General features: G+C 37.1%; 24 protein-coding genes. 19 read left to right on the top strand and 5 right to left on the bottom strand.

What is annotated here, in order from left to right; translation table 11 throughout:
- Positions 1–32 precede the first annotated feature (32 nt).
- Positions 33–488 carry an iron chaperone gene (locus AC0KSB_RS11990; protein WP_472309574.1) on the top strand — a complete coding sequence of 152 codons (456 nt, stop codon included), beginning with the start codon at positions 33–35 and terminating at the stop codon, positions 486–488.
- 139 nt (positions 489–627) lie between these two features.
- Positions 628–1,038: an iron chaperone gene (locus AC0KSB_RS11985; RefSeq protein WP_472309687.1), complete on the top strand. Its 411-nt coding sequence runs from the start codon at positions 628–630 to the stop codon at positions 1,036–1,038.
- A 50-nt stretch (positions 1,039–1,088) separates the two neighbouring features.
- On the opposite strand, the gene AC0KSB_RS11980 is transcribed toward AC0KSB_RS11985, so the two are convergent.
- Positions 1,089–2,315 (bottom strand): amidohydrolase family protein, encoded by a 1,227-nt coding sequence (locus tag AC0KSB_RS11980; protein ID WP_472309572.1) that lies wholly within the window; start codon positions 2,313–2,315, stop codon positions 1,089–1,091.
- A 183-nt stretch (positions 2,316–2,498) separates the two neighbouring features.
- On the opposite strand from AC0KSB_RS11980, the gene AC0KSB_RS11975 reads away from it, so the two are divergent.
- From AC0KSB_RS11975 to AC0KSB_RS11925, 11 genes are all read left to right on the top strand, one after another.
- Entirely contained in the window at positions 2,499–3,581 is a 1,083-nt protein-coding gene (locus AC0KSB_RS11975; RefSeq protein WP_472309570.1) for an alpha/beta hydrolase, read from the top strand.
- 635 nt (positions 3,582–4,216) lie between these two features.
- Positions 4,217–5,443 (top strand): glycosyltransferase, encoded by a 1,227-nt coding sequence (locus AC0KSB_RS11970; protein WP_472309568.1) that lies wholly within the window; start codon positions 4,217–4,219, stop codon positions 5,441–5,443.
- A gap of 248 nt (positions 5,444–5,691) precedes the next feature.
- Positions 5,692–6,267 (top strand): TetR/AcrR family transcriptional regulator, encoded by a 576-nt coding sequence (locus tag AC0KSB_RS11965; protein ID WP_472309566.1) that lies wholly within the window; start codon positions 5,692–5,694, stop codon positions 6,265–6,267.
- On the top strand, positions 6,267–7,766 hold the full coding sequence (locus AC0KSB_RS11960) for a phytoene desaturase family protein (protein ID WP_472309564.1): 1,500 nt from the start codon (positions 6,267–6,269) through the stop codon (positions 7,764–7,766). The genes AC0KSB_RS11965 and AC0KSB_RS11960 overlap by 1 nt, the downstream gene beginning before the upstream one ends.
- 193 nt (positions 7,767–7,959) lie before the next feature.
- Complete coding sequence (locus AC0KSB_RS11955) at positions 7,960–8,727, top strand: GNAT family N-acetyltransferase (protein ID WP_472309562.1); 768 nt, start codon at positions 7,960–7,962, stop codon at positions 8,725–8,727.
- Between the two features lie 196 nt (positions 8,728–8,923).
- A complete protein-coding gene (locus AC0KSB_RS11950) occupies positions 8,924–9,430 on the top strand; it encodes a Na+/H+ antiporter subunit E (protein WP_472309560.1) in 507 nt (168 codons plus the stop codon).
- Between the two features lie 16 nt (positions 9,431–9,446).
- Entirely contained in the window at positions 9,447–9,704 is a 258-nt protein-coding gene (locus AC0KSB_RS11945) for an MrpF/PhaF family protein (RefSeq protein WP_472309558.1), read from the top strand.
- Entirely contained in the window at positions 9,701–10,012 is a 312-nt protein-coding gene (locus AC0KSB_RS11940) for a cation:proton antiporter (RefSeq protein WP_472309556.1), read from the top strand. The genes AC0KSB_RS11945 and AC0KSB_RS11940 overlap by 4 nt, the downstream gene beginning before the upstream one ends.
- Complete coding sequence (locus AC0KSB_RS11935) at positions 10,005–10,985, top strand: hydrogenase subunit MbhD domain-containing protein (protein WP_472309554.1); 981 nt, start codon at positions 10,005–10,007, stop codon at positions 10,983–10,985. The genes AC0KSB_RS11940 and AC0KSB_RS11935 overlap by 8 nt, the downstream gene beginning before the upstream one ends.
- 1 nt (position 10,986) lies before the next feature.
- Complete coding sequence (locus tag AC0KSB_RS11930; RefSeq protein WP_472309552.1) at positions 10,987–11,346, top strand: sodium:proton antiporter; 360 nt, start codon at positions 10,987–10,989, stop codon at positions 11,344–11,346.
- Entirely contained in the window at positions 11,339–12,937 is a 1,599-nt protein-coding gene (locus AC0KSB_RS11925; RefSeq protein WP_472309550.1) for a complex I subunit 5 family protein, read from the top strand. The genes AC0KSB_RS11930 and AC0KSB_RS11925 overlap by 8 nt, the downstream gene beginning before the upstream one ends.
- Before the next feature lie 76 nt (positions 12,938–13,013).
- Here AC0KSB_RS11925 and AC0KSB_RS11920 read toward each other — a convergent pair whose 3' ends face one another.
- The 3 genes from AC0KSB_RS11920 to AC0KSB_RS11910 all read right to left on the bottom strand — a co-directional run bounded on the left by AC0KSB_RS11920 (position 13,014) and on the right by AC0KSB_RS11910 (position 15,781).
- Positions 13,014–14,117, bottom strand: a complete 1,104-nt coding sequence (locus tag AC0KSB_RS11920) for a C45 family autoproteolytic acyltransferase/hydolase (protein ID WP_472309548.1) — start codon at positions 14,115–14,117, stop codon at positions 13,014–13,016.
- 89 nt (positions 14,118–14,206) lie between these two features.
- On the bottom strand, positions 14,207–15,076 hold the full coding sequence (locus AC0KSB_RS11915) for an AraC family transcriptional regulator (RefSeq protein WP_472309546.1): 870 nt from the start codon (positions 15,074–15,076) through the stop codon (positions 14,207–14,209).
- A gap of 54 nt (positions 15,077–15,130) precedes the next feature.
- Positions 15,131–15,781 carry a Crp/Fnr family transcriptional regulator gene (locus tag AC0KSB_RS11910; protein ID WP_472309544.1) on the bottom strand — a complete coding sequence of 217 codons (651 nt, stop codon included), beginning with the start codon at positions 15,779–15,781 and terminating at the stop codon, positions 15,131–15,133.
- 90 nt (positions 15,782–15,871) lie between these two features.
- Between AC0KSB_RS11910 and AC0KSB_RS11905 the strand changes: the two genes are divergently transcribed.
- Entirely contained in the window at positions 15,872–16,495 is a 624-nt protein-coding gene (locus AC0KSB_RS11905; protein WP_472309542.1) for a 4Fe-4S binding protein, read from the top strand.
- 271 nt (positions 16,496–16,766) lie between these two features.
- Positions 16,767–17,930 carry a macrolide family glycosyltransferase gene (locus AC0KSB_RS11900; RefSeq protein WP_472309540.1) on the top strand — a complete coding sequence of 388 codons (1,164 nt, stop codon included), beginning with the start codon at positions 16,767–16,769 and terminating at the stop codon, positions 17,928–17,930.
- Positions 17,931–18,016: 86 nt separating this feature from the next.
- Here the strand turns inward: AC0KSB_RS11900 and AC0KSB_RS11895 are convergent, their stop codons facing one another.
- Complete coding sequence (locus AC0KSB_RS11895; RefSeq protein ID WP_472309685.1) at positions 18,017–18,265, bottom strand: 4Fe-4S dicluster domain-containing protein; 249 nt, start codon at positions 18,263–18,265, stop codon at positions 18,017–18,019.
- A gap of 12 nt (positions 18,266–18,277) precedes the next feature.
- On the opposite strand from AC0KSB_RS11895, the gene AC0KSB_RS11890 reads away from it, so the two are divergent.
- The 4 genes from AC0KSB_RS11890 (at position 18,278) to AC0KSB_RS11875 (ending at position 21,344) form a co-directional block, all read left to right on the top strand.
- On the top strand, positions 18,278–18,841 hold the full coding sequence (locus tag AC0KSB_RS11890) for a DUF6242 domain-containing protein (protein WP_472309538.1): 564 nt from the start codon (positions 18,278–18,280) through the stop codon (positions 18,839–18,841).
- Positions 18,825–19,622 carry a WD40/YVTN/BNR-like repeat-containing protein gene (locus tag AC0KSB_RS11885; RefSeq protein WP_472309536.1) on the top strand — a complete coding sequence of 266 codons (798 nt, stop codon included), beginning with the start codon at positions 18,825–18,827 and terminating at the stop codon, positions 19,620–19,622. The genes AC0KSB_RS11890 and AC0KSB_RS11885 overlap by 17 nt, the downstream gene beginning before the upstream one ends.
- A 5-nt stretch (positions 19,623–19,627) precedes the next feature.
- On the top strand, positions 19,628–20,440 hold the full coding sequence (locus AC0KSB_RS11880) for a hypothetical protein (RefSeq protein WP_472309534.1): 813 nt from the start codon (positions 19,628–19,630) through the stop codon (positions 20,438–20,440).
- Between the two features lie 349 nt (positions 20,441–20,789).
- Positions 20,790–21,344, top strand: coding sequence for a hypothetical protein (locus AC0KSB_RS11875; protein WP_472309532.1), 555 nt, complete (start codon positions 20,790–20,792; stop codon positions 21,342–21,344).
- Positions 21,345–21,358 lie beyond the last annotated feature (14 nt).

Below are 21,358 nucleotides of genomic sequence, written 5' to 3'. Positions count from 1 at the left end.
ACAGACCACTCTGGAAAGAAAGGAGAAGATAAATGCAATACGATGTACATACTGTTGAGAAATACATTGCTGCACTACCAGATAACAGAAGATTTGCCATAGAAAAGCTTCGAAATATAGTTTTGACAAACTTACCCAATGGTTTCGAAGAATTAATATCTTATGGCATGATTAGTTACGTTGTACCATTATCAAGATATCCAAAGGGTTATCATGTAAAAAAAGATGAGCCACTGCCTTTTATTGCAATAGCATCTCAAAAAAACCATATAGCTTTATATCATTTGGGTTTGTATGGTGATAATGTTATAGAAGAATGGTTTGTCAAAGAATACGCAAAACGAGTGCCAACTAAACTTGATATGGGTAAGAGTTGCATCCGGTTTAAGAATCCAACTTATATTCCGTATGATCTTATAGCTGAATTATGTCAAAAAATTACTGTTGAAGAATATATAAGTATTTATGAGACTGCTAAAAGAAAATGACTCGAATCTAAACATTAAGAATTTTGACGGTTCGGTGAGCTGCATAATAGTATTGCACAAGGACATTCGTGCTAAAATAAGCAAACCGCCGGACTACATTTTAAAAGTTAATATTATGGAGAGAGCGAGGGAATATTTTATGTGGCAATGCCCAAAATGCGAACGTGAGTTTAAGAACCGAAACCAAGACCACTTCTGTGGCGAGCCGCCGCAAACGATTGATGAATATATTGCTGCACAGCCTGAGAGTGTTCAGCCTTTTTTGATTCAGGTTCGAGATACAATCCGTGCCGTACTGCCAGAAGCACAGGAGCGTATATCGTGGAGCATGCCGACTTACTGGAACAAACATAACATCATCCATTTCGCGGCCTTCAAAAAGCACATCGGTATATATCCCGGACCTAAAGCTATAGAGAATTTCGCCGACCGATTAACGGAGTACAAGACAAGCAAAGGTGCGGTGCAACTATCATATAGTAAGCCGCTCCCGCTTGATCTGATTGCCGATATTGCGAAATGGTGCTATGAAACGGGAAATCACCATTAATTGGAATATTAGTAATGGGTAAAATCACTTATTCTGTTATCCGTTTCAGATCAGCCTCTATTCAAGTATAAAGCAGCTGCGTTATTATACATAATGTCATCTGCTGTTTGGCAGGCTTCTTCAAAAGAAATCATGCGAGTATCGACTTTTGCACTGAGAGCCTGTGCCAAAGTGTGCCTGATAGCCAGTAGTGCACCGAAACTTTCTTCTGAGGTCCAGGTGTCACAGCCCCAACAAACACGGTCTGATATTCCTACATCTATTAACTCGCCGATAAACTGGGCGGCTCGCACAGGTGATTGCAAAGGCAGCCAACAGAGGTCTGGATAGACATTGCTGTAATTATGTAAAAGTGCAAGTACATCGTCTGTCCAGGGGAAACTGCAATGAAAAAGTACAAATTTCGTCTGAGGGTTTCTGTCAATAATAGAATGAAGATGCATAGCCCGTGTCTCCTCAAGCAAACCCAGGCCGGTATGGCATTGGAGGGGCATATCCAGGTCAGCTGCGATTTTGCAGATCTGATCGAAGATATAATCCTGCAACTGGCGAATATCTTCTTCTCTTTTCTGCTCTTGTGACCAGATTTTTTCTGAGGTTTCTTTTGTAACCGGTTTGAAGTCAAGGCTGCGGTCGTAGGCGAGAGCACATTTTAGCGCTACGCAGCCATTTTCTTTTTTTATGATTATAACTTGACGTATTCCTTCGATATAGGTATCGAGGCTGCTCATATTAATATCGTAGAGCAGCGTGGCATTATTGCCATTATGATCAGCTGCTGTCGGATCATAGCCGTAGAGAAAAGAGTTAATGCGAAAGGTTGGCCTGAAGATATCTGCATGTCCGTTGTCATCACCCGGCCGCCAGAAAGCGTCAAGCACAATGGCTTCATAGCCACAAAGCTCTTTTAGCAGTTTCAGGTGTTGCTCAGGATTTCTATGCGCCTGACGAATTTTCCTATCATACAAGTCCCAGGTTTCTTCTGACAGAGGCTCAGCCAGATCATACATCTCCTGCAAGGCTCCTGCCAGCCAGACATAATATGATTTGCGTCTAACTTTTTTAAAGAAAACATCACTGCCGGCAGCTTCGCTTGGTATATCAAGTCCACTCCAGGAAACATAACTGTTTTCCAAAAGTTTCGTCAAGCCGAAATCCTTGAAGTCTTCGTCCTTCAGATGATGTGAATGAGTGCTGAAAACACGACTGTTTTTTATATATTCAGTTAAGGCTGTGTAACTCCCTTGAGAGCCAATACAGTCACCGGGATTTATCATATTAATCAACCTCCGTTTTGTTGTATTTGATGTTGCTCAGTATTACACTGACAATATATGTATTATAGCGAAAAGCATACCTTTCATGTTAGTTAGAAATAGCAACAATGAGTTTTAAATGTATAATTAATTTGCATATACTTGATCAGCCATATAATTCATGACAACTAGCGAGGTGTAATTTTGCAAGTAGATAATACAAAAAAGAGAAAAACTAAGAAGATTATAATTTTTAGCCTGATTGGGTTTCTATTACTCTTTATTATTATTTCCCTGATAGCAGTTAAAATTATTTATGATGGTCAGTTTCCACGTTATGACAGGCATGACGAAACTATAACAGCAAATCTGCGTTATCAGGACTTGGAAGCAGATTATCCAAGAGAACTGGTTAATTTCCCATCCGGCGAGAACCAGCTGCAAGGCTATCTCTACGGTCAAAATGATGCTTTAGGACTAATTGTACTTGCACATGGTATCGGCGGCGGTGCAGATTCCTATTTGACGCAAATCACCTGGTTTCTAGACCAAGGCTGGCAGGTTTTCGCTTATGATGCGACAGGAAGTTTTGGCAGTGAAGGCAAAACCACGCGTGGATTCCCACAGTCATTGCTTGATTTAGACGCAGCTCTTACCTATATCGAATCCAATACAAGTATATCCGAGTTACCTGTCATGTTGTTTGGACATAGTTGGGGCGGTTACGCTGTCGCCAACATCCTTCATTTCGATTATGATATCGCCGGTATTGTAAGCATTTCAGGCGTGAGTAGTGCGATGGATATAATAATCGAGCAGGGTAAGAATATGATGGGACCCTTTATCTACACACAATATCCGTTTCTGTGGGTTTATCAGAGGATGCTCTTCGGCAGTGTAGCATCTCTTAATGCAGTAGATGCCATAAACAGTAGTGATGTACCAGTTTTGATAATTCATGGTTCTGAAGATGAAATGATAAGCTTTGACGGCAGTGCTCTGATTGCAAGAAGAAATGAAATTGACAATCCTTCTGTAAAATTTCTTGTAATGGATAAACCAGGACAAAACGGTCATAATAATTTATTCAGCTCACCTGAAGCTATTGACTATATTTACAAAGTAAATATTGAGTATCGCGACATCTACGATCAATACAATCAAGATATCCCTTACAATGTCAAACAAGACTTCTATGCAAAAATTGATCGAAACTTAGCACAAGATCTCGATCCCGACCTGATGTCAACAATTCATGGCTTCTATCTTGATTGTCTTACTGATTGAAACGCAGTTTCTTTAAGTTCTCAAGTCAGGATAACTGCAGTCTGACTGCTTCAGGCACGCCTGCAACCTGAACAATGAATCTTAAATTCATACATTGGATTGTCCCTGAACTGCCTGTTGCCAATCTTAGAATAATAAATGATGTTAAACATCAAACTGATGTAATTATGCGAGGTAATATTACTTTGCTTCCTGATTTTGAAAGTTTACCTCCAGATATTAAATCCAAGTTTAAAAAAGGATTATACACGGTGTAACAATCAAAGCAGACGGTGTATTTATGCAGCTTTTAGAGTACATAGGGGATGCAAAGACTACAAAAAATATATTGCAGCAGTATCAGCGAATTTTAGCTGCTTACGAAGATGATATGAATAGACATGGGTATTAAACAAATATAAGAAATCTTGTTTTGATTTTAATTAGACTCGAAATTTGAATTAATAAGAGAGAACATTTTATGGGTGTATCTGATGGTGAAATTTAAGTTACTACTAAGTGGTCAAAATGAAATGTTATCTGACCAGATGGAGATATGCATAATTACAAGGTCTTTACTTCTAAAAAAGAAGGTCTGATTTCACATAATATAGATGATATTATTTACTCATATAGATATTTTGGAGGACAACAATATGCAGGAAATAGCAATGTTTGCAATGGGAACAAGAGGAGATATTCAGCCATATATATATCTGGCAAGAGCTTTAATTAAGGCTGGATATGAAGTTGCTCTTGGTTCTCATCCATGCTGGAAAGAGTTAATTGAAAAAGCGGACGTGAAATTTGTGCCTATTGGCTCTGATATTGATATTGAGAAAGAGGCTGCTTCCATAAGAGGAAAGTGCTCGAATCCTGCTATCAGCATGTTGAAAACAATGAGCTTTGTTTTTAGAATTATTCAAACTTCAACGAATGAAGTTTATGAAGCATGTAAGGGTAAAGATTTAATTATTGTAACACATAGCCAGATGGGGGCTACTGAAGCTGAAGGATTGGGAATACCAGCTGTTAATGTTACGCTTCAGACAGAGATGATTGCAGAAAAGTTGAAACAGCAGACATGGAAAGATAAGATAATTGGAAATATTATTGGCAGACAGATTGCCAAACCGTACAATAAAATAAGAAAAGTTTATGGATTACCAAAAATAAAATCTTCAGATGAAATTATATCAAAGAAATTGAATCTAATTCCAATTAGCAGATATGTCAAGGAACGAAATCCCTACTGGGAAGAACAGCATGTGTTAACCGGATATTGGTATGAAGATGAACCCGCATACCAACCAGATGATAAACTGATAAATTTTCTGGAGAATGGAGACAAACCGATAATACTAGCTCTTGGCGCGATGTCTTTCGAAGATAAGTCTGAAAAAGAAAAGCTAGATATGTTTGTCAATGCTTTTAAGCAAACGGGATACCGTGCTATTATTCAGGGGTTTCAGAAAACACTGCAAGAGTATGATCTTCCAGATACAATGTTTGCATGTGGGTCAGTACCGCATAGCTGGCTTTTTAGACAGGGATGCTTTGTAATCCATCACTGTGGTTTTGGTACTGCGGCGGCAACTATGATCTATGGAATTCCTTCCATACCGGTACCACATGTACTTGATCAGGCTGGTTTCGCAAAACAACTTAGTGAGATAAACGTTGCTGTAAAACCTCTTTCGGCAAAAGAACTAAGTGAGGAGAAAATCATTGATGCTATTGAAGAAATAAAACGGACATATGAAGAAAAGAAGAAAAATGCAGAAGAAATATCTTATAAAGTTCGTTCTGAAGAAGGATTGGCAAGAACAGTTTGCTTGATTACCAATGTCTTAAATAAAGTGTATTTGTCAAGTGAAAATTAGATCAAATGATTAATGAAAATCAGGTCACTAAATCCAAAAATAACACCTCAGCTTAAACCCTCGATAAGCGTTCATGAGAACATATCGTGGGTTTATTTATGAAAAACTTGACGAGCTTCAATAAAAACTTATTGACAAGCCGATTTCTAAAATAAGTAACTGCAAGAGTACCAAAATGATTGACAAATAATACCTTTCTGACTATTATATAACTTAAGTAATATAACATGTTGTAAGGAGTGATATATATGCCACCTAAAACAAAATTTGATAAAAAAGCAATTATAGATGCTGCTTTAGCGGTCGCAAAAGAAGACGGCTTATCCGGAATCACCGCCCGACGTGTAGCTGCTAGGCTTAAATCTTCGGTAGCTCCTATCTATGTCAATTTTGTTACAATTGATGATTTGGTTGATGCTGTGGTAGAGCGAGTGTTTTCTATATCAGACGAATTGCTAAAAAAGCAAAAAGGGAAAAGTATTTTTGAAAACATTGGGAAAGCGAGTTTGGATTTTGCTCGAGAGTATCCGGTATTGTTTCGAGAATTGTCATTACAGCCTAATCCATATATGGCTTCTTACGAAACAATAGAGAAAACTATGCTTGAGGCAATGTCTAAGGATGTTGCTATGCTTGACTGGAATTTTGAGGAACGCAGACGATTATTGCTAAAATTACGGATCTTTCAAATGGGGTTATCAGCCATGGTGGCCAACGGACATGTACCTTCATGGATAGATAATCAAGAGTTCGACCAGTTACTTATGGAAGTAGGAGATGATGTTTTACTGGCACATCAAATGAAACGAAAGGAAAATTTGTAATGAAAAAAATAGTTATTATTGGTGGAGGGATCGCTGGATTAAGTGCGGGTATTTTTGCTCAAAAAAATGGTTTTGATAGCGTTATACTTGAGAAGCACCATACATTAGGTGGAGAATGTACTGGTTGGGATCGTCAGGGTTATCATATAGATGGTTGTATACATTGGTTGGTAGGCACAAAAGAAGGTACACCTCTTAGAGATCTTTGGAACACTGTAGGTGCTCTTGATGGGGTGGATATTTATCATCCTGAGAGTTTTATGGCTGTTGAGCACGGAAATGTTACCGTGCACTTTTATCGTGATATTGAAAGGCTAAAATCCAGTTGGCTGGAGATTTCTCCAGAAGATATAGGTATCATTGAGGAGTTTTGCAAAGATATCAAGCAACTACAGTCCTTTACCATGCCAGCAGGAAAGCCAATGGATATGATGAATATTGTTGAAAAAATAAAGTTCATGCTTTCTATGAAGGATGCAGGCATGATTATGAAAAAATATGATAAAGTCACATTCAAGGATTTTGCTAATAGGTTTAAGCACCCTGCGCTTAAAATGGCTATTTATTCATTTATGCCGGAAGGAGAATACAGTGTCTCATCAATTATTTTTGCCCTAGGGACATTCACCGGAGAGCAGTCTTCTATTCCTATAGGAGGATCTAAAGCAATGGCTCAGCGAATGGTAGAACTATACATTTCTCTAGGGGGAATCGTAGAGCCTTCCTGTGAAGTAGTAGATTTTGATATTGAAGGAGAAATGGTAAGGAAAGTCAAGTGTATGAACGGTAAGTCTTTTGAAGGAGATTTCATTATTGCTGCTTGCGATGCAAATGCTCTATATGAACGAATATTAAAAGGACAATATCCGGATCCTGAAATTCAGAAAAGGTTTAATAATGCTGAGGTATATCCCTTAGCCTCAAATATTTATGTTGGAATTGGTTATGAAGGTGCAATGGAAGATATTCCTCGGACTCTTAAGTTTCCTGTAGAATCAATAGATATCAAGCAAAACAAAAAGCCAATAGATCATTTACAAATGACGCATTATGCCTATGAAGCAAACTTTGCTCCAGAAGGTCATACTGCAATAACTTTTGCCATTAATCAGTTTCAAGACGAATTGGAGGCATGGGAAGCTTTATATAAAGATAAAGAGGCTTATAAAAATGAAAAGAAGCGAATTGGTGAAGTAGTAATTAAGGCTATGGAAAACAGGTTTCCCCATATGGTAGGGAAACTAAAACTGCTTGATGTAGCAAGCCCTCAAACCTATGAACATTATTGCAATGCCTATCGCGGTGCTTTTATGGGTTTTTGGCCTACTCTTCGCGGAAAATCATTGCAACATACCGGGCGTATTAAAGGGCTTAAAAATATGGTCTTAAGCGGACAGTGGCTTCAACCTCCAGGAGGACTCCCAATAGCAGTAATTACCGGGAAAGATACAATTATGCGACTTTGCAAGAACTTAAAACGGCCTTTTATAAGTGTTTAGAGTCATTTGTTATAAATACGATAATAATAATTTAAGCGCCATCATAGTTTTAATAAATCCAAATGAGAATATCTTTTTTTGTAGGAAACATCTATTATAAAGAAATAAAAAGACGTAGCTAGTAATATATTTCGATTAAACAAAATAAAATTTGAAAATAGGATGCTATTCTTTGTAAAGGAGAAGTGAAAATATGGAAAAATTAATTGAACTTAATAACGGTAACATTGCAGAAGAACACTTGTGCTGTGCCATTTCTGATAAGAAATGTGAAGAAAGTTATGAACTAAAAAGAAATTGGTTAAAGAATGAGTTTGATAATGGTTATGTTTTTCGCAGAATTGATGCCAGAGCAAAAGTTTTTATTGAATATGGACCTGCTGAAAAGAGCTGGGTTCCTGTAGATGCACCAAACTATCTGTTGATAAACTGTTTTTGGGTTTCTGGCAAATATAAAGGGCAAGGATATGGAAAAGCATTACTGCAAACTGCTATTGAAGATGCAAAGCTTCAAGGCAAGAGTGGTCTGGTAACTGTCGTTGGCACAAAAAAATTTCATTTTATGAGTGATACGAAGTGGTTATTAAAGCAAGGTTTTTCAGAATGTCAGAGAATATCAGCCGGGTTCAGTCTTTTGGTTTATAAAATAGATCCAGATGCGCCAAGCCCTAATTTTAAAGATTCGGTGTTAAGCGGGGAATGTTCAGACAAAGATGGTATTGTTGTTTATTACTCAAACAGGTGTCCATATGCAGAGTACCATGCAAAGACTTCTTTGGTAGAAACAGCTGAGAAAAGGAATATACCATATAAGAGTATCAAACTAGAGACAATGGAGCAGGCTCAAGCAGCGCCAAGCCCGGCAACTATTTTTAGTTTCTTCTTTAATGGAAAGTTTGTTACAACAGATATAAGTATCTGCATGGACAGTCGTTTTGACAAATTATTCGGGAAAAATTAAAGGTAAAGGTGCTAATTACGTTCATAATAGTGTATAATGCCAACCATATTTTCATTAAATTCATTGGTGTTCACCTGTGAAACAATGAATTGAAACAGGCGTGGAATCTGGGTTGTACATATTGTTCAGACCATGCAAGTTGTCTGCAGGAATACGGGGGATTAATCCTGCATCTTACAGGGGAGGGAAGATGATCATGCGAAGAACAATTTATCATCTGGCGATGGTTGTTCTGCTGGTTATAGTATGGGTTTCTCTGATTGAACAGATTACCTTGGCCAGTGTATTGTCCGGCATTGTGTTTGCCTTTGCAACCGTAATGCTAACCCGACTGCTCCAGCGGGGTGAAACCGTTCTTGAGCCGCGTTATTTCAGTTTGTGGAATTTACTTGTTTATGCGGTATATCTGACAGGACAAATATATATTGCTGGATTTCAGATGATTAAGTTGATTTTCTCAGGGCGAATTAATGTAGATTTGGTTGATGTTGAAACAACCTTGCAAAGTGATCTGGCGATTTCTGTGCTTGCCTGTTCGATTACTTTGACTCCCGGAACCGTTACGGTTATGCGGGAGAATCAGTCACTTAAGGTGCTTTGTACCAATTGTGATACGAGCGATTCTGCGAAAATCAGCAGTCAGATTAAGAAAGAACTTGAAAATATCCTGCTTAGACCGGAGGAAAAAATGTTGAAAAAATGAAAAAGAAGGAGTAAGTATGTTTTTGCGGATTATTTTGATAATTATGACGCTGCTTACAATTAGCAGCACCTATATTATTTTTCGTGGTCCCTCATCTTGGGATCGCCTTCAAGGGCTGGCGGTTTTGTCGTCAAAAGCTATTATGATCATTGTTTTATTGTCACTTTTTCATGAACAGGCATATTTTGTAGATCTGGCAATTTTGTTCAGTTTACTTGGTTTTATCAGCTTAATGCTGATTGCCAGGCATATTAGCGGAAGGAAAAAGTTATGACTGTATATTGGGCTGCGAATATTGTAATTGCTGTAGGGGTGACACTGATCGCAATCGGTATGTTCGGGCTTTTGCGTTATAAGCGATTGGCTGTACGTATCCTGATTGCTTCAAAAGTAGATACTGTAGGTTTTATTACCGTGATGATCGGTGCTATGATGCATGCTGGATTTACCGGTCATTCTGTAAAAATATTTCTGATAGTTATCTTTACTATTGTAACGAATCCACTGGTTACCCATGCGATTGCCCACTCTGCTCATTCGAGTAATCATGATCTCACGAGAAAGGGGAGCAGCGATGATTGAGCAAATATTCCTGCTTTTGCTTCTTCTTTTTGCGATTTTAGCATTACAGCAGGAACGATTGCGTACGGCTATTATATATCTGGGTGTTTTTTCACTTGTTGCATCGATGGTTTATCTTCTGCATAAATCTCCGGATGTAGCGATGGCAGAAGCTGTTATCGGTAGTACCTTGGCTACGGTATTGTATCTTGTTGCTTTGCGCAAACAAGAATCCATGCGTGAAGCATCGACCAGATTTAAATATATCAGTGACAAATCACATCGTAAAATTATTATTCAGCGCTTGCTTGCTGCAGTTGCTGTTGTGATGCTGGCCTTTGTTTTCTTTCGATTTTATCCGTGGCAGATTCAGCCGTGGCCGGGTGACTCGATCGCATCTTATTATAAAGAAAACTTTATCCGCGATACAGGTGCTTTAAATGCTGTTACTGCCATATACCTGAATTACAGGGTATATGACACGATCTTTGAGACACTGACACTATTGGCCAGTGTTATAGGCGTCATATTCTTTTCACGTTATCATATGCAGGAAACAGACAGCAATATTAACCTGCCCGAATATAATCAAGTGGTACTGGATGGGGCTTTGTATGAAAACATAGCGGCACCTATTTTACGTATTCTGTATCCGTTTATAATCCTGACTGGACTTTATACAATCATCAATGGACATGTCAGTCCGGGCGGCGGTTTTCAGGGCGGCGCTATCTTGTCTGCCATCCTGGTTTTGCGTTATATGACACTGCCGCGTAATGATATGCAGATGAGCCTTTTACAGATCATGGAAAAAATTATGTTTTTGCTGATCATTGTGACTTCTGCATTTTTTATTTTTAGTCGCATGCATTTCCCGTTCGACTGGCTGCGTGTACCTTATCTGATTCTTCTAAATTCACTGATCGGGATTAAGGTATGTTTTGGAATAAGTATTATTTTTATCCGTTTTATTTTTTACGAAAGCAGGTCATGATATGAGTTTTATCAATGGAGAAACAATTAGTATTATACTTTTTTGTATTGGTTTATACGGATTGCTGGCCAGACGGAATATGATCAAGTCGATTATCAGCCTGGGAATCATGGAAGCATCTGTGATTATCTACTTTATTACCATGCATGTTTCAGCGGAAATGTTACCGCCGATTGGTAATGTTGCGGCAGAAAAGATGGTCGATCCAATGCCACAGGCGCTGATGATTACAGCGATTGTAATTGGTATATCTGTTACTGCTGTAAACCTGACGTTGTTCATTACTTTTTATCACCGCTATGGAACAACTAACTGGTATAAAGCCAAGTTAATGCAAAAACAGGAGTGTGAGGATGTTTAATCTTACCGGTTTTGTCTTGATTCCCCTTTTTGGCGGCGTTCTGGCGTATCTGCTGCCAAAGCAGTTAATCAGACCGCTTACTTTACTGATTCAAGGTGCGCTCGCTGCGGGTTCTTATGTCCTGTTCTGGCAAGTCAGTAATACCGGTTCTTTGACAGAGATAATCGGAGGCTGGTCGGGCTACACCGGGATTACTTTGACGGCTGATCTGCTTGGAACGATACTGGTGGTCATGACTACGACTTTATTTTTGCTGCTCCTGATTTACAATTACAGACGACCTTATGTTGATCACCTCTTTCTGGTTATGTGGATGATCTTCCAAAGCCTTATTCTGGGCATCTTTTTATCAACCGATCTTTTTAACATCTATGTTTTGATTGAAGTTTCTACGATTATTGTCACTCTGCTTATTCTCTTCAAAAAGGAAAAGCGATCTGTCTATGACGGAATGATTTATCTGATGATAAATATTGTCGCGATGACCTTTTTTCTATTTGGTTTAGGAATGCTGTACCGGATCGTCGGCGTTCTTGATTTTGTAAACCTGCGTGAGCGGATTGCAATGGTTGATCCTAATCAGCTGATTTTGCCATGTGCTTTGATGCTGACTGCAGCTAGCTTGAAGGCAGCGATTTTCCCTTTATTTAGTTGGCTGCCCAAAGCACATGGTACGCCCGGTGCACCAAGTGTTGTTTCGGCTGTTTTATCCGGCCTTTATGTAAAAACCGGTATTTTTCTGCTGATAAGATTGCAGCAGGTTTTCGAGCCAGCCTTTGACTTCGGGCCGTTTTTTATGGCGATAGGATTTATAACTGCATTTGCTGGAATTGTATTGGCGCTGTATCAGAAAGATATAAAAAAGCTTTTGGCTTACAGTACCGTGTCCCAGATGGGTCTGATTCTGATAGGGATAGGGCAAGGAACAGATAATGCTTATTATGGTTCGATTTATCATATGATTAATCACGCATTGTTTAAATCAGCATTGTTCCTCATAAGTGGACAGATTATCGAAATTTACGGAACACGCGACATAAGCAAAATCAAGGGTGTATTCCATCGTATACCGGTTCTTTCAATTGCTGCCATCGTTGCAGTGCTTGGAATAACGGGTGCACCATTTTTTAATGGCAGTGTATCCAAATACCTGATCGCCAAGGATCTCAATGGAAGCTTGTTTACTCTAGGTATTGTGCTGATCAATCTCGGTACAGTCTTGTATTTTGTACGCTTTTGTAATATTTTCCAAGGTAAATCACAGACAGCGGAGAGGGTCAGGATTGATAAAAATCAGACCGTGGTTATTTCACTGCTGGCGTTGCTATGCCTGGCAGGCGGACTACTCGGAGCAAAAATTGTCGCGTCTTTATTCCCGATATATATTCAGTTTGACTTCATCTTCTACATGGAAAAATTTCTGATTTATATGTTGACTCTATTGGGAGGCTTCCTCCTGTATAGGGCTCTTAAAGGGAAAATGCGTCGCTGGACTGCCCGTCTGTTCTTCGAGCCAGGATTTAATCAGATGTGTCTGGCTATTATCTTTTATTTTGTCGGTCATGTTTTCTTTTTACACTGGTTTGGCTAATATCGTAGATATACATAAAAATCAGTGACGAACAGATTTAATTTAACAGTAGTATTTCTAATTATTTGAACATTTGTCACAGGCTGATTTGTTCAAAAAACGATGAATCTACAATTTCTCTTTTATAGATTTTTTCTAGTGTCTGTTCCGGGAAGGGTGCCCCTATTTTGTATTCTTCCCAACCGTTTTCTTTTTGTCCGAGCCAGCAAATTTGTAAGGAACGGTTGACTGTATCCATGACTACTGTTTTGATGGTTCCGAACCAATCATTATAATAGTATGCGCTCATACCCTGTGGATACTTGGTTAAGAAAAGATTTTTAATGTCTGCTTCTTCCAGCTGGTTTTTGCCGTCCATGAATCGCTCTAAAGTATTATACCGAACTATAGAGTTTTTCATGGCAAAAGGTTCAAATTTCTGAAAAGAGGAAATTGCAATATGATTGGTTCCAAACAGATATTTTTTCTCGTTTTGATAAGATATTTGTTCAAAAGAAAATTCTCCATCCATGGTTTCGATAATACAGCCATTACCCTTGGCGTCTGCCAGATAGAGATTAATATTATACGCAATAGGCATTTCTTGTGCCATTTTTAGAGCGTCTTCCACATCTTTACAGTTTTCCAGAATGCTTCTTATTACTGCCCAAAACTGAAGTCCTTTTATCTTAGGAGGGCGCATTCCTGCTAGATTACTTACAGGAAATCCGCAAGAAGACATGGAGACGGCAAGACCACATTCATTGATGCCTTCTGTTCTGCCAAAGAGTGCAATGCTTCCCCCAATATGTGCATATTTTCCTCTTGGACTTGTCTCGCATAGCATAAGATCCTCATCTTCAACACTAAATTCATAATTACGTATAAGGCGGGTGTGTCCGTCATTCATCAGACTTCCTTCTATGATTAGTCCAGAGCAGTGTGGTTTAAGATATGTCATCCAGGTGTAGGCAATATCGCTTAATGGGATATTGTATGAGTTTGCATATCCCTCCAGTTCTTCTAAAAGACCTGGGCAGTAAGTTTTATAAAGAGTTATAGCTTCTTTTAATTCATTTTCGGTAAAATACTTTGGAGCAGGATAGACTGATCTGTTATTTTTGATCTTTCTAGCTAGCTGTCTTCCAATTTCTGTATAACTGCCTTCTAATTTAAGATAAGTGACATTTTGTTTTTCCATAGAATTATTCCTCTCTTTTTTTTGTAGATTAATTCTATCTAACAAAACAAACATTATCCTGTCATTTTGGGCTTTTTTCTGTCTTGCATCTAAATCCGTTTTTTTACTGGGATCCAAATTTCGCTTTGATAATTTAAATTGTTAATGTCTGCCTCTTCATAGATTTCTATATTGTACCCTGCAGCAATTTCATAGTCCGCATTTTCAGGAAGCCATTCATTAAAAATTCTTGTGTTTAGTGCTTGTAAAGCTTCGGGCATTGGTCCTATACAACGAAATTTTGCCCAGGTCAGGGCTGGTATATTAACTATCTTAAGATCATCTTGAGCCGAATCTAAATTTTCTTTATAGTCTCCTGCAATCAAATAGTAAAAATCTTTGCCGTTTAATTTTTCATCGATGCATATTCCATACTTACCTATATTGCTCATTGATAGAGCAGATTCCTTCTTGCAGCACCATTTCTTTTTCCATTCCTGCCAAAATAAAGGTATTTTATTAAATGCTTCTTCATAGGTAAAAATACATCCTATTCCCATTATCTCAAATGCATCCATTGATTCGATACTATATTCTATCTGCTCACCACCTTTTACAGATACACTGATTACGAGAGGAAGGAATGGTTTTACCTTATAAGGCTGCTCTTTAAGTTGAATGGGGGATAATCCATGAAATCGGCTGAATGCTTTGGTGAAACTTTCGGGAGTATCATATCCATAGCGGTAAGACAGTTCAATGACTTTTGTTTCTTTTTTTACAAAATCAAGTGCCGCCAGATATAACCGTCGGTTTCTTATGTATTCTCCGATGGTATAACCTGTCATTATCTTAAATGCTTTTTGAAAATAGAAGGGAGAAATGTGAACATGATTTGCAACTTTCTCCACAGAGCAGTCTGAAAGCAGATTTTCTTCTATATAATCAATCGATTCTTTTAATGCTTTTGTCCATTCCAAATTCAACACCTCTTTATATAATTCCTTTATGATTGTAAAATAATAAGGTTTTTATTATTTCAAAAGAGTTATCGTATATGAGTCAAACTGAATTAAGCCATCTTTTTTCATTTTTGCCAATTCTCGAGATAAAGATGTGCGTTGAACTCCGATTTTTTCAGCAAGAGCTTTTTTGGTTATATTTAGCTTGATTACGGTAGAATTTTGTTTTTTGCTTTCATAATTGAGATAGTTCATAATGCTCTCGCGTATGGTTTTATTGATATAATGCTTTATTTTATCTCCGAGAATGAATGCATGGTCGGACGTAAGTTCTAAGTATGTTCGTAAGAAAATAGGATTATTACAAAACAATTCAAATAAAGTTTCTCTATCAATTTCCAATATATATGTAGGGGAGTTTGTGGATACAGTCATAGGATAATAAGGATTTTTTGAAAACAATAAGTTTCCACCTATAATATCATCTTTATAAAACTCTGAGATTGTAAGTAGATTGCCAGATTCATCAATACGGTCTACAACAACTTTGCCAGATAAAATTATTTCTAATTTACTACATGTTTCTCCATCAAAATGAACAACGCTATTTTTTGTATAAGAAGTTATTTTAAACTTTCCTTTTTTGAGGTTAGTAAGTATATCATCATCTGATAAAGCTTTTATTAATATTATATTTTTTATTAAATTAATATTCCTAGTCATATATAATCTCCTGTGTGTTACCAAGGTAACACCTTTTATACTATCATAGCGCTATAACATTATAAAAACAAGAAATAATGGAGGCTCTGTATGAAGTATATTATTAATACAATACGTGTTTTATTTTTTTTGCTATTTATAATTTTATTGCTTAACGGGAAAACGATACTATGGCTTGCATTATATGTGGTAAGTCTCTTAATTACATTGCTATTTGGCAGAGTGTATTGTGGTTATATTTGTCCAATGAATACATTGATGATTCCAACAGAGTGGCTTTCAAAAAAGATAAGGATACAGACGGATAAGTCTCCCAAGTGGCTTATAGCTGGCAAATTTGCATGGTTGGCATTGGTGGGCAGCGTAGCAATAATGTTAATTATACAAAAATTGTTAAATAAAAACATACCAATTTTACTAATTTGGTTAGCGATTTCAGTGATTATAACACTTAGATATAAACCGGCAGTATTTCATAATCTGATTTGTCCGTTTGGACCACTACAAAAATTTTTTGCAAGATTTGCTAAGTTTTCAGAAAAGATAAATAAAGAAAACTGTATTGGCTGCAAGCTTTGTGAGAGGGTTTGCCCTACCGAAGCAATAGAGGTTAAATCAATAGATAAAAAAGCTGAAATTGAAACTTTAATATGTTTGCAATGTACTAACTGTCAGCAAATATGTCCGAAGAATGTAATTCATTACTCAAAATAAAAAGAGTCATTTTTGTACAAATGTTTATATGAAGATGACACGTTGGAATTGATTGTTGTAAAAGCACTCGCTCCGACAAAATAAAATCTTGACCGCCACTTTTTCAGGTGGCGGTTTTTTAACAAAAATATTGACATCTTTGCCAGGCACGATAAAGTATAAAAGTAATACTTTTAATTTAAATATTCACAAATATTTTATGGCGGAATTAAAACACTCATGACGTTTTGAATCCGGTTTTCAAAACTATATTGATTAGTGGAGAAATGAAATGAAAATAGCTTGGTTTTGCATCCCCGCGTTCGGTCACACAAATCCGACGCTTGGCTTGGTCAAAGAAATTACATCTGCTGGACATAAAGTTTATTATTTTTCTTTTGAAAAATTCCGGGAGCGATTGGAAAAAGCAGGTGCTTATTTTATACCATGTGACGGATATGATTTTGAGATGGAAGATAAGGAAAACGCAGACAGGGTCGGTAAGGATATGGCTTTTGCAAGTGAGCTTCTTGTTAGCTCTACACTTGCACTGGATGAAATGGTTTCAGCAAAGATTGCTGAAATTATGCCAGATATTATTGTATCTGATTCTATTGCCTACTGGGGCAAACTTATTGCTTTGAAGCATAAAATCCCTTATGTATCTTCTACAACAACTTTTGCATTTAATAAATATTCGGCCAAGCTGATGAAGCACAGCTTTGGTGAAACTTTGAAAATGATTTTTGCCATGCCAAAAATCAACAAGCAGATTAAGCGTCTTCAGGAAAAAGGCTATCCTGTAAAGAGTTTTCTGGAAATCGTTCAGAATGACAATGAAACAAATACCATTGTCTATACATCAAAATATTTTCAACCTTGTTCGGAAACCTTTTCCCCCAAATACCATTTTATCGGTCCGTCTATAAGACCTATTGAAAAGACTATTGAAAAAAATGCTGAAAAGACAATATATATTTCTATGGGTACCGTTAACAAGAATGAATCTTTTTATCAAAACTGTATAGATGCTTTCCGTGGAACAGATTATCAGGTGATTATTTCCCTTGGAATAAATAAAGGAAATTTCGATAATCTTCCGGATAATATACAGATTTATGAAAGTGTCGATCAGATGGCTGTTTTGTCTATATCAGATCTGTTTATCACCCATTGTGGGATGAATTCTGTTTCGGAAGGTCTCTATTTTGAGGTTCCACTGCTTCTTTTTCCACAGACTCCGGAGCAAGGCGCAGTCGCAACCAGAACAGAACAGCTTGGTGCCGGGTTAAGATTAAAATCAATCGCATCAAAAGATCTTATTATGCAAACGAATGAGATTTTGAATAATTCAAAATACAAAGAACAGGCTAAAAAGATTTCTGAGAGCTTTAAAAATTGTGGCGGGGCAGCAGAGGCAAGATCTTTTATAGAAAGGTTGGTTTCTGAATCATAAGATTCACATAGTATGTATATGTTTTGTTTTCTAGAATGTTTTTTTTGCTGTTTGATATATATTACAAAAATTCATTCCCTCATTTTTCAAATCAAGCCGATATATTTAAGTATTCCTGTTAACACTAAAATAATTGATATAAGTGTAGGTACAGTAGACACCTTAAAAAGATATACTTTTATTTTACTGTTTTTTCGTGGACATACTTCAATACAACGCATACATTTGATGCATTCAGAACTTGTGATTGTATCAGAGTTGGAAAGATTTATCCCCATAGGGCATTCTTGAGAGCATCTTTTACAAGCACCACAATTTTGTAAAGGTTTACTAATACTGAATACTTATTGAGTAAAAATGGTGTTTATACTACCAGTAATAATGGGAATACCTGGTCGGTTGCTTTTGCCGCGACAATGCCTGGCAGTTATGAACCCAGAGGAATGATGAAACATAATGGCAGCTATTATATAGCTACAAAAAAACAAGGTGTATTTGTTTCCGAAAATGGTGAAACATTTACCAAACTTGGTGGCTCAAGTCTTTCTGGCGATGCTGTAGATGTAAGAGAAATTATTATATCAAATGATAATGTTTTGTTTGCTGCTACCAAAAAAGGTATTCACAGTATTGATTTGAATAATCCTGGTGCATCTTTTGTTTCGATACCGGGAAACAACGAAGATTTTTCTTCTCTTCAGATTATTAATAACACTGTTTTTGCCGCATCAAAAAAAGACAATAACATGTTTTATATTAATGAAGAGGGAAATTTAACGGCATTTTCGAATCAGACAATGGGAGTTTTGTTAGATGATCCCAGAGGTTTTGTATATTTTAATAATGAAAAAACTTTTCTGGTTGCACATAAAAAAGGTGTTGTAGAAATTTGTTTTGAAACAATACATTAGTACAGATGGTGGTATTACCTGGGAAGATCCAATAACAACAATTGGTTTACCCTCAGAAAAAGCTGAATCTTTCATTGTCATGGAAAATGGAGATATGATAGCTTTCATAAGCAAGCACGGTATATATCGTTCTGTTGACGGCGGCTATAATTGGTCTGTTTATAACAATAATATGCCTGTTAATCCTGAAAAAACAAGTGAATATGATTCAAGGATTTTACATAATTTTGCTGGTAAATGGTATAACGCAACCAAAAAACAGGGAATGTACGTTTCAGATGACTTTGAATCTTGGACACAATTGAAAACAAATGGTTTAGAATCTGAAGCTTTAGATGTCTGGAGTGTCCATGTCGAAGGCGAAAACATTTATATTGCAGGCAAAAGAGGCGTCTGGAAAACAAATATGAATGATTCCAGTGATTGGGTTCAGATGAATAGCAGTGAAGGCAGACAACTTATAAAAATTCAGAATGATCTTTATTTTATAAGCAAAAGCATGATAGTTTATAGATTGGAAAATGATGAATTCGTATATATCAGTGAAGTACCTTCTTCAATGAAATTTGAAGATCCCAAATGTGTAATTTATGCCGATGGTATGATATACATGTCTAACAAAAAAGGATTGGCTGCTTTTTCCATTCCTGCAAAAGATATTGCAAATTATAATATAGAGCTTTCTTCTTCTGCATATACATACGATGGAAAGACAAAACACCTGCAGTTACACTTAAAGATGGTTCTGTTATCCTTAAAGCCGGCACAGATTATACAGTAAATTATATGAACAATACTCAGGTCGGTACGGCTACAGTGAGAATAACAGGTATTGGAAATTATACCGGTATATTGCTGGAAGATTTTACTATCAAGGCAAAATCTGACTCCTCCATTCCGAAAAATAATGAGGCAACATCAGGTTCGGCAGCAAAGGGCAAAGACACAGTAAAAAAAGTACCGGCAAAAATAGATAATAACGGCAATATATCTGCAATTGTTGCGGAAGATATTATAGTAGATGCGATAGCTGCTGCAAAAGAAAAATCTTCTGAAAAAATAGAGGTTAAGATAAGAATAGATATACCTGCCGAATCAGAGTCATTGGTTGCAACATTTTCTGCAGCATCTGTACGCAAATTAATTGAAGAAGATGTTTCGGCAGAAATAAAAAATATTATTGGAGATCGGCCTTTATACAGTATAAGTTTAAAAGCAGTTCAAAATGGAGAAACTGTTCAAATTGCAGATCTTGGAGAGGGTTTTGCAAGAATTGTTCTGCCATACACTCCACAGGAAGGAGAAGATCCTTCAAAACTTTATGTAGCATATATTGATGATAGTGGAAATATTCACTATATGGCAGGATCATATTATGATGCCGATTTGGGCGGTGTAGTTTTTGAAACAAATCATTTCTCGCTTTTTGCAGTAGCCTATGATGCAGAAACAAGTCATGATCTTGAGCAGATAGGCACTAAAACCGGCGGTTCATTGCCAAGTGAATGGATTACAGTAATATGGTGCATTTTAGCAATTGCAGTTATTTCATTCGGGAGAGTATTTTTAAAAAGAAAATATTTAAATGAAATAAAATAAATAGGCAGTAAATATTGTAAACCTTAAAAACTTAAAAAGGGGCTGTCTCAAAACTGTTTGAAAGAACGTGAGAGACAGCTCCTTTTTCATGCCTAAACAGGCTAAAAAATTGGGAAAACCAAATCAGGACAAGTAAATTTTGTGGAAAATCAGTAAAAAACAAATTTATGGCGTACGAAATTAAGCTCAGGAGCGAATCTGAACTGAAAAACTTTTTTTTAGCGGCTTGTTCAGGCGAAAATAGCGCCTGCCCGATTCATCCGCATTGAATTCGCTTGTGGAGCTTGTTGTCATATACCCTATATGTCATAATAGTTGTCGTAGCAAAAATGCAGAAAGGAACCCTTAAATGGAACCTGAAAAAAACAAGCAACGACACATAGTAGACCGGTCGAAACGCCATCCCAAGAGAATTAAGGATGCAGTGTTGAGAATGATGCTGCCGCCAGAGAATTTAGGGCCAAAAGCGATACATGAAATAGTAGGTGTACCGATTGATACAATAAAGAAGTGGCGTTATAGGTGGAAAGTAGCAGGCAAACTTGATCTGGCGGATAATGCCCAAGCAGCAGAAAAATGGGGCAGTGATTCAAAATTCGCGATTGTAATGGATACAATAAAATTAAACGAAATTGATTTGATAAAGTATTGCTTAGATAGAGGATTATCACCTGAGCAAGTTCACAAGTGGCAGGAAAATTGTTTGAGAGCAAATACTGCAATGACATCTACCATAAGCGAATTAATGGAAAACGAAAAAGAAAACGAGAAAGAAATACAGCAAGTAAAAAAACGTCTTAAGAAGATGGAGTCTGAGCTTGCTGAAGCCAGAGCTTTACTAGAACTAAGAAAAAAAGTCGAAGCGATCTGGGGAACCTCGCAAACAGAACAAGAGGAAGAATGACCATTGCCTCAGAT

It is taken from the genome of Ercella succinigenes, assembly GCF_900002895.1.
This window is presented reverse-complemented; position numbering and strand designations above follow the sequence as displayed.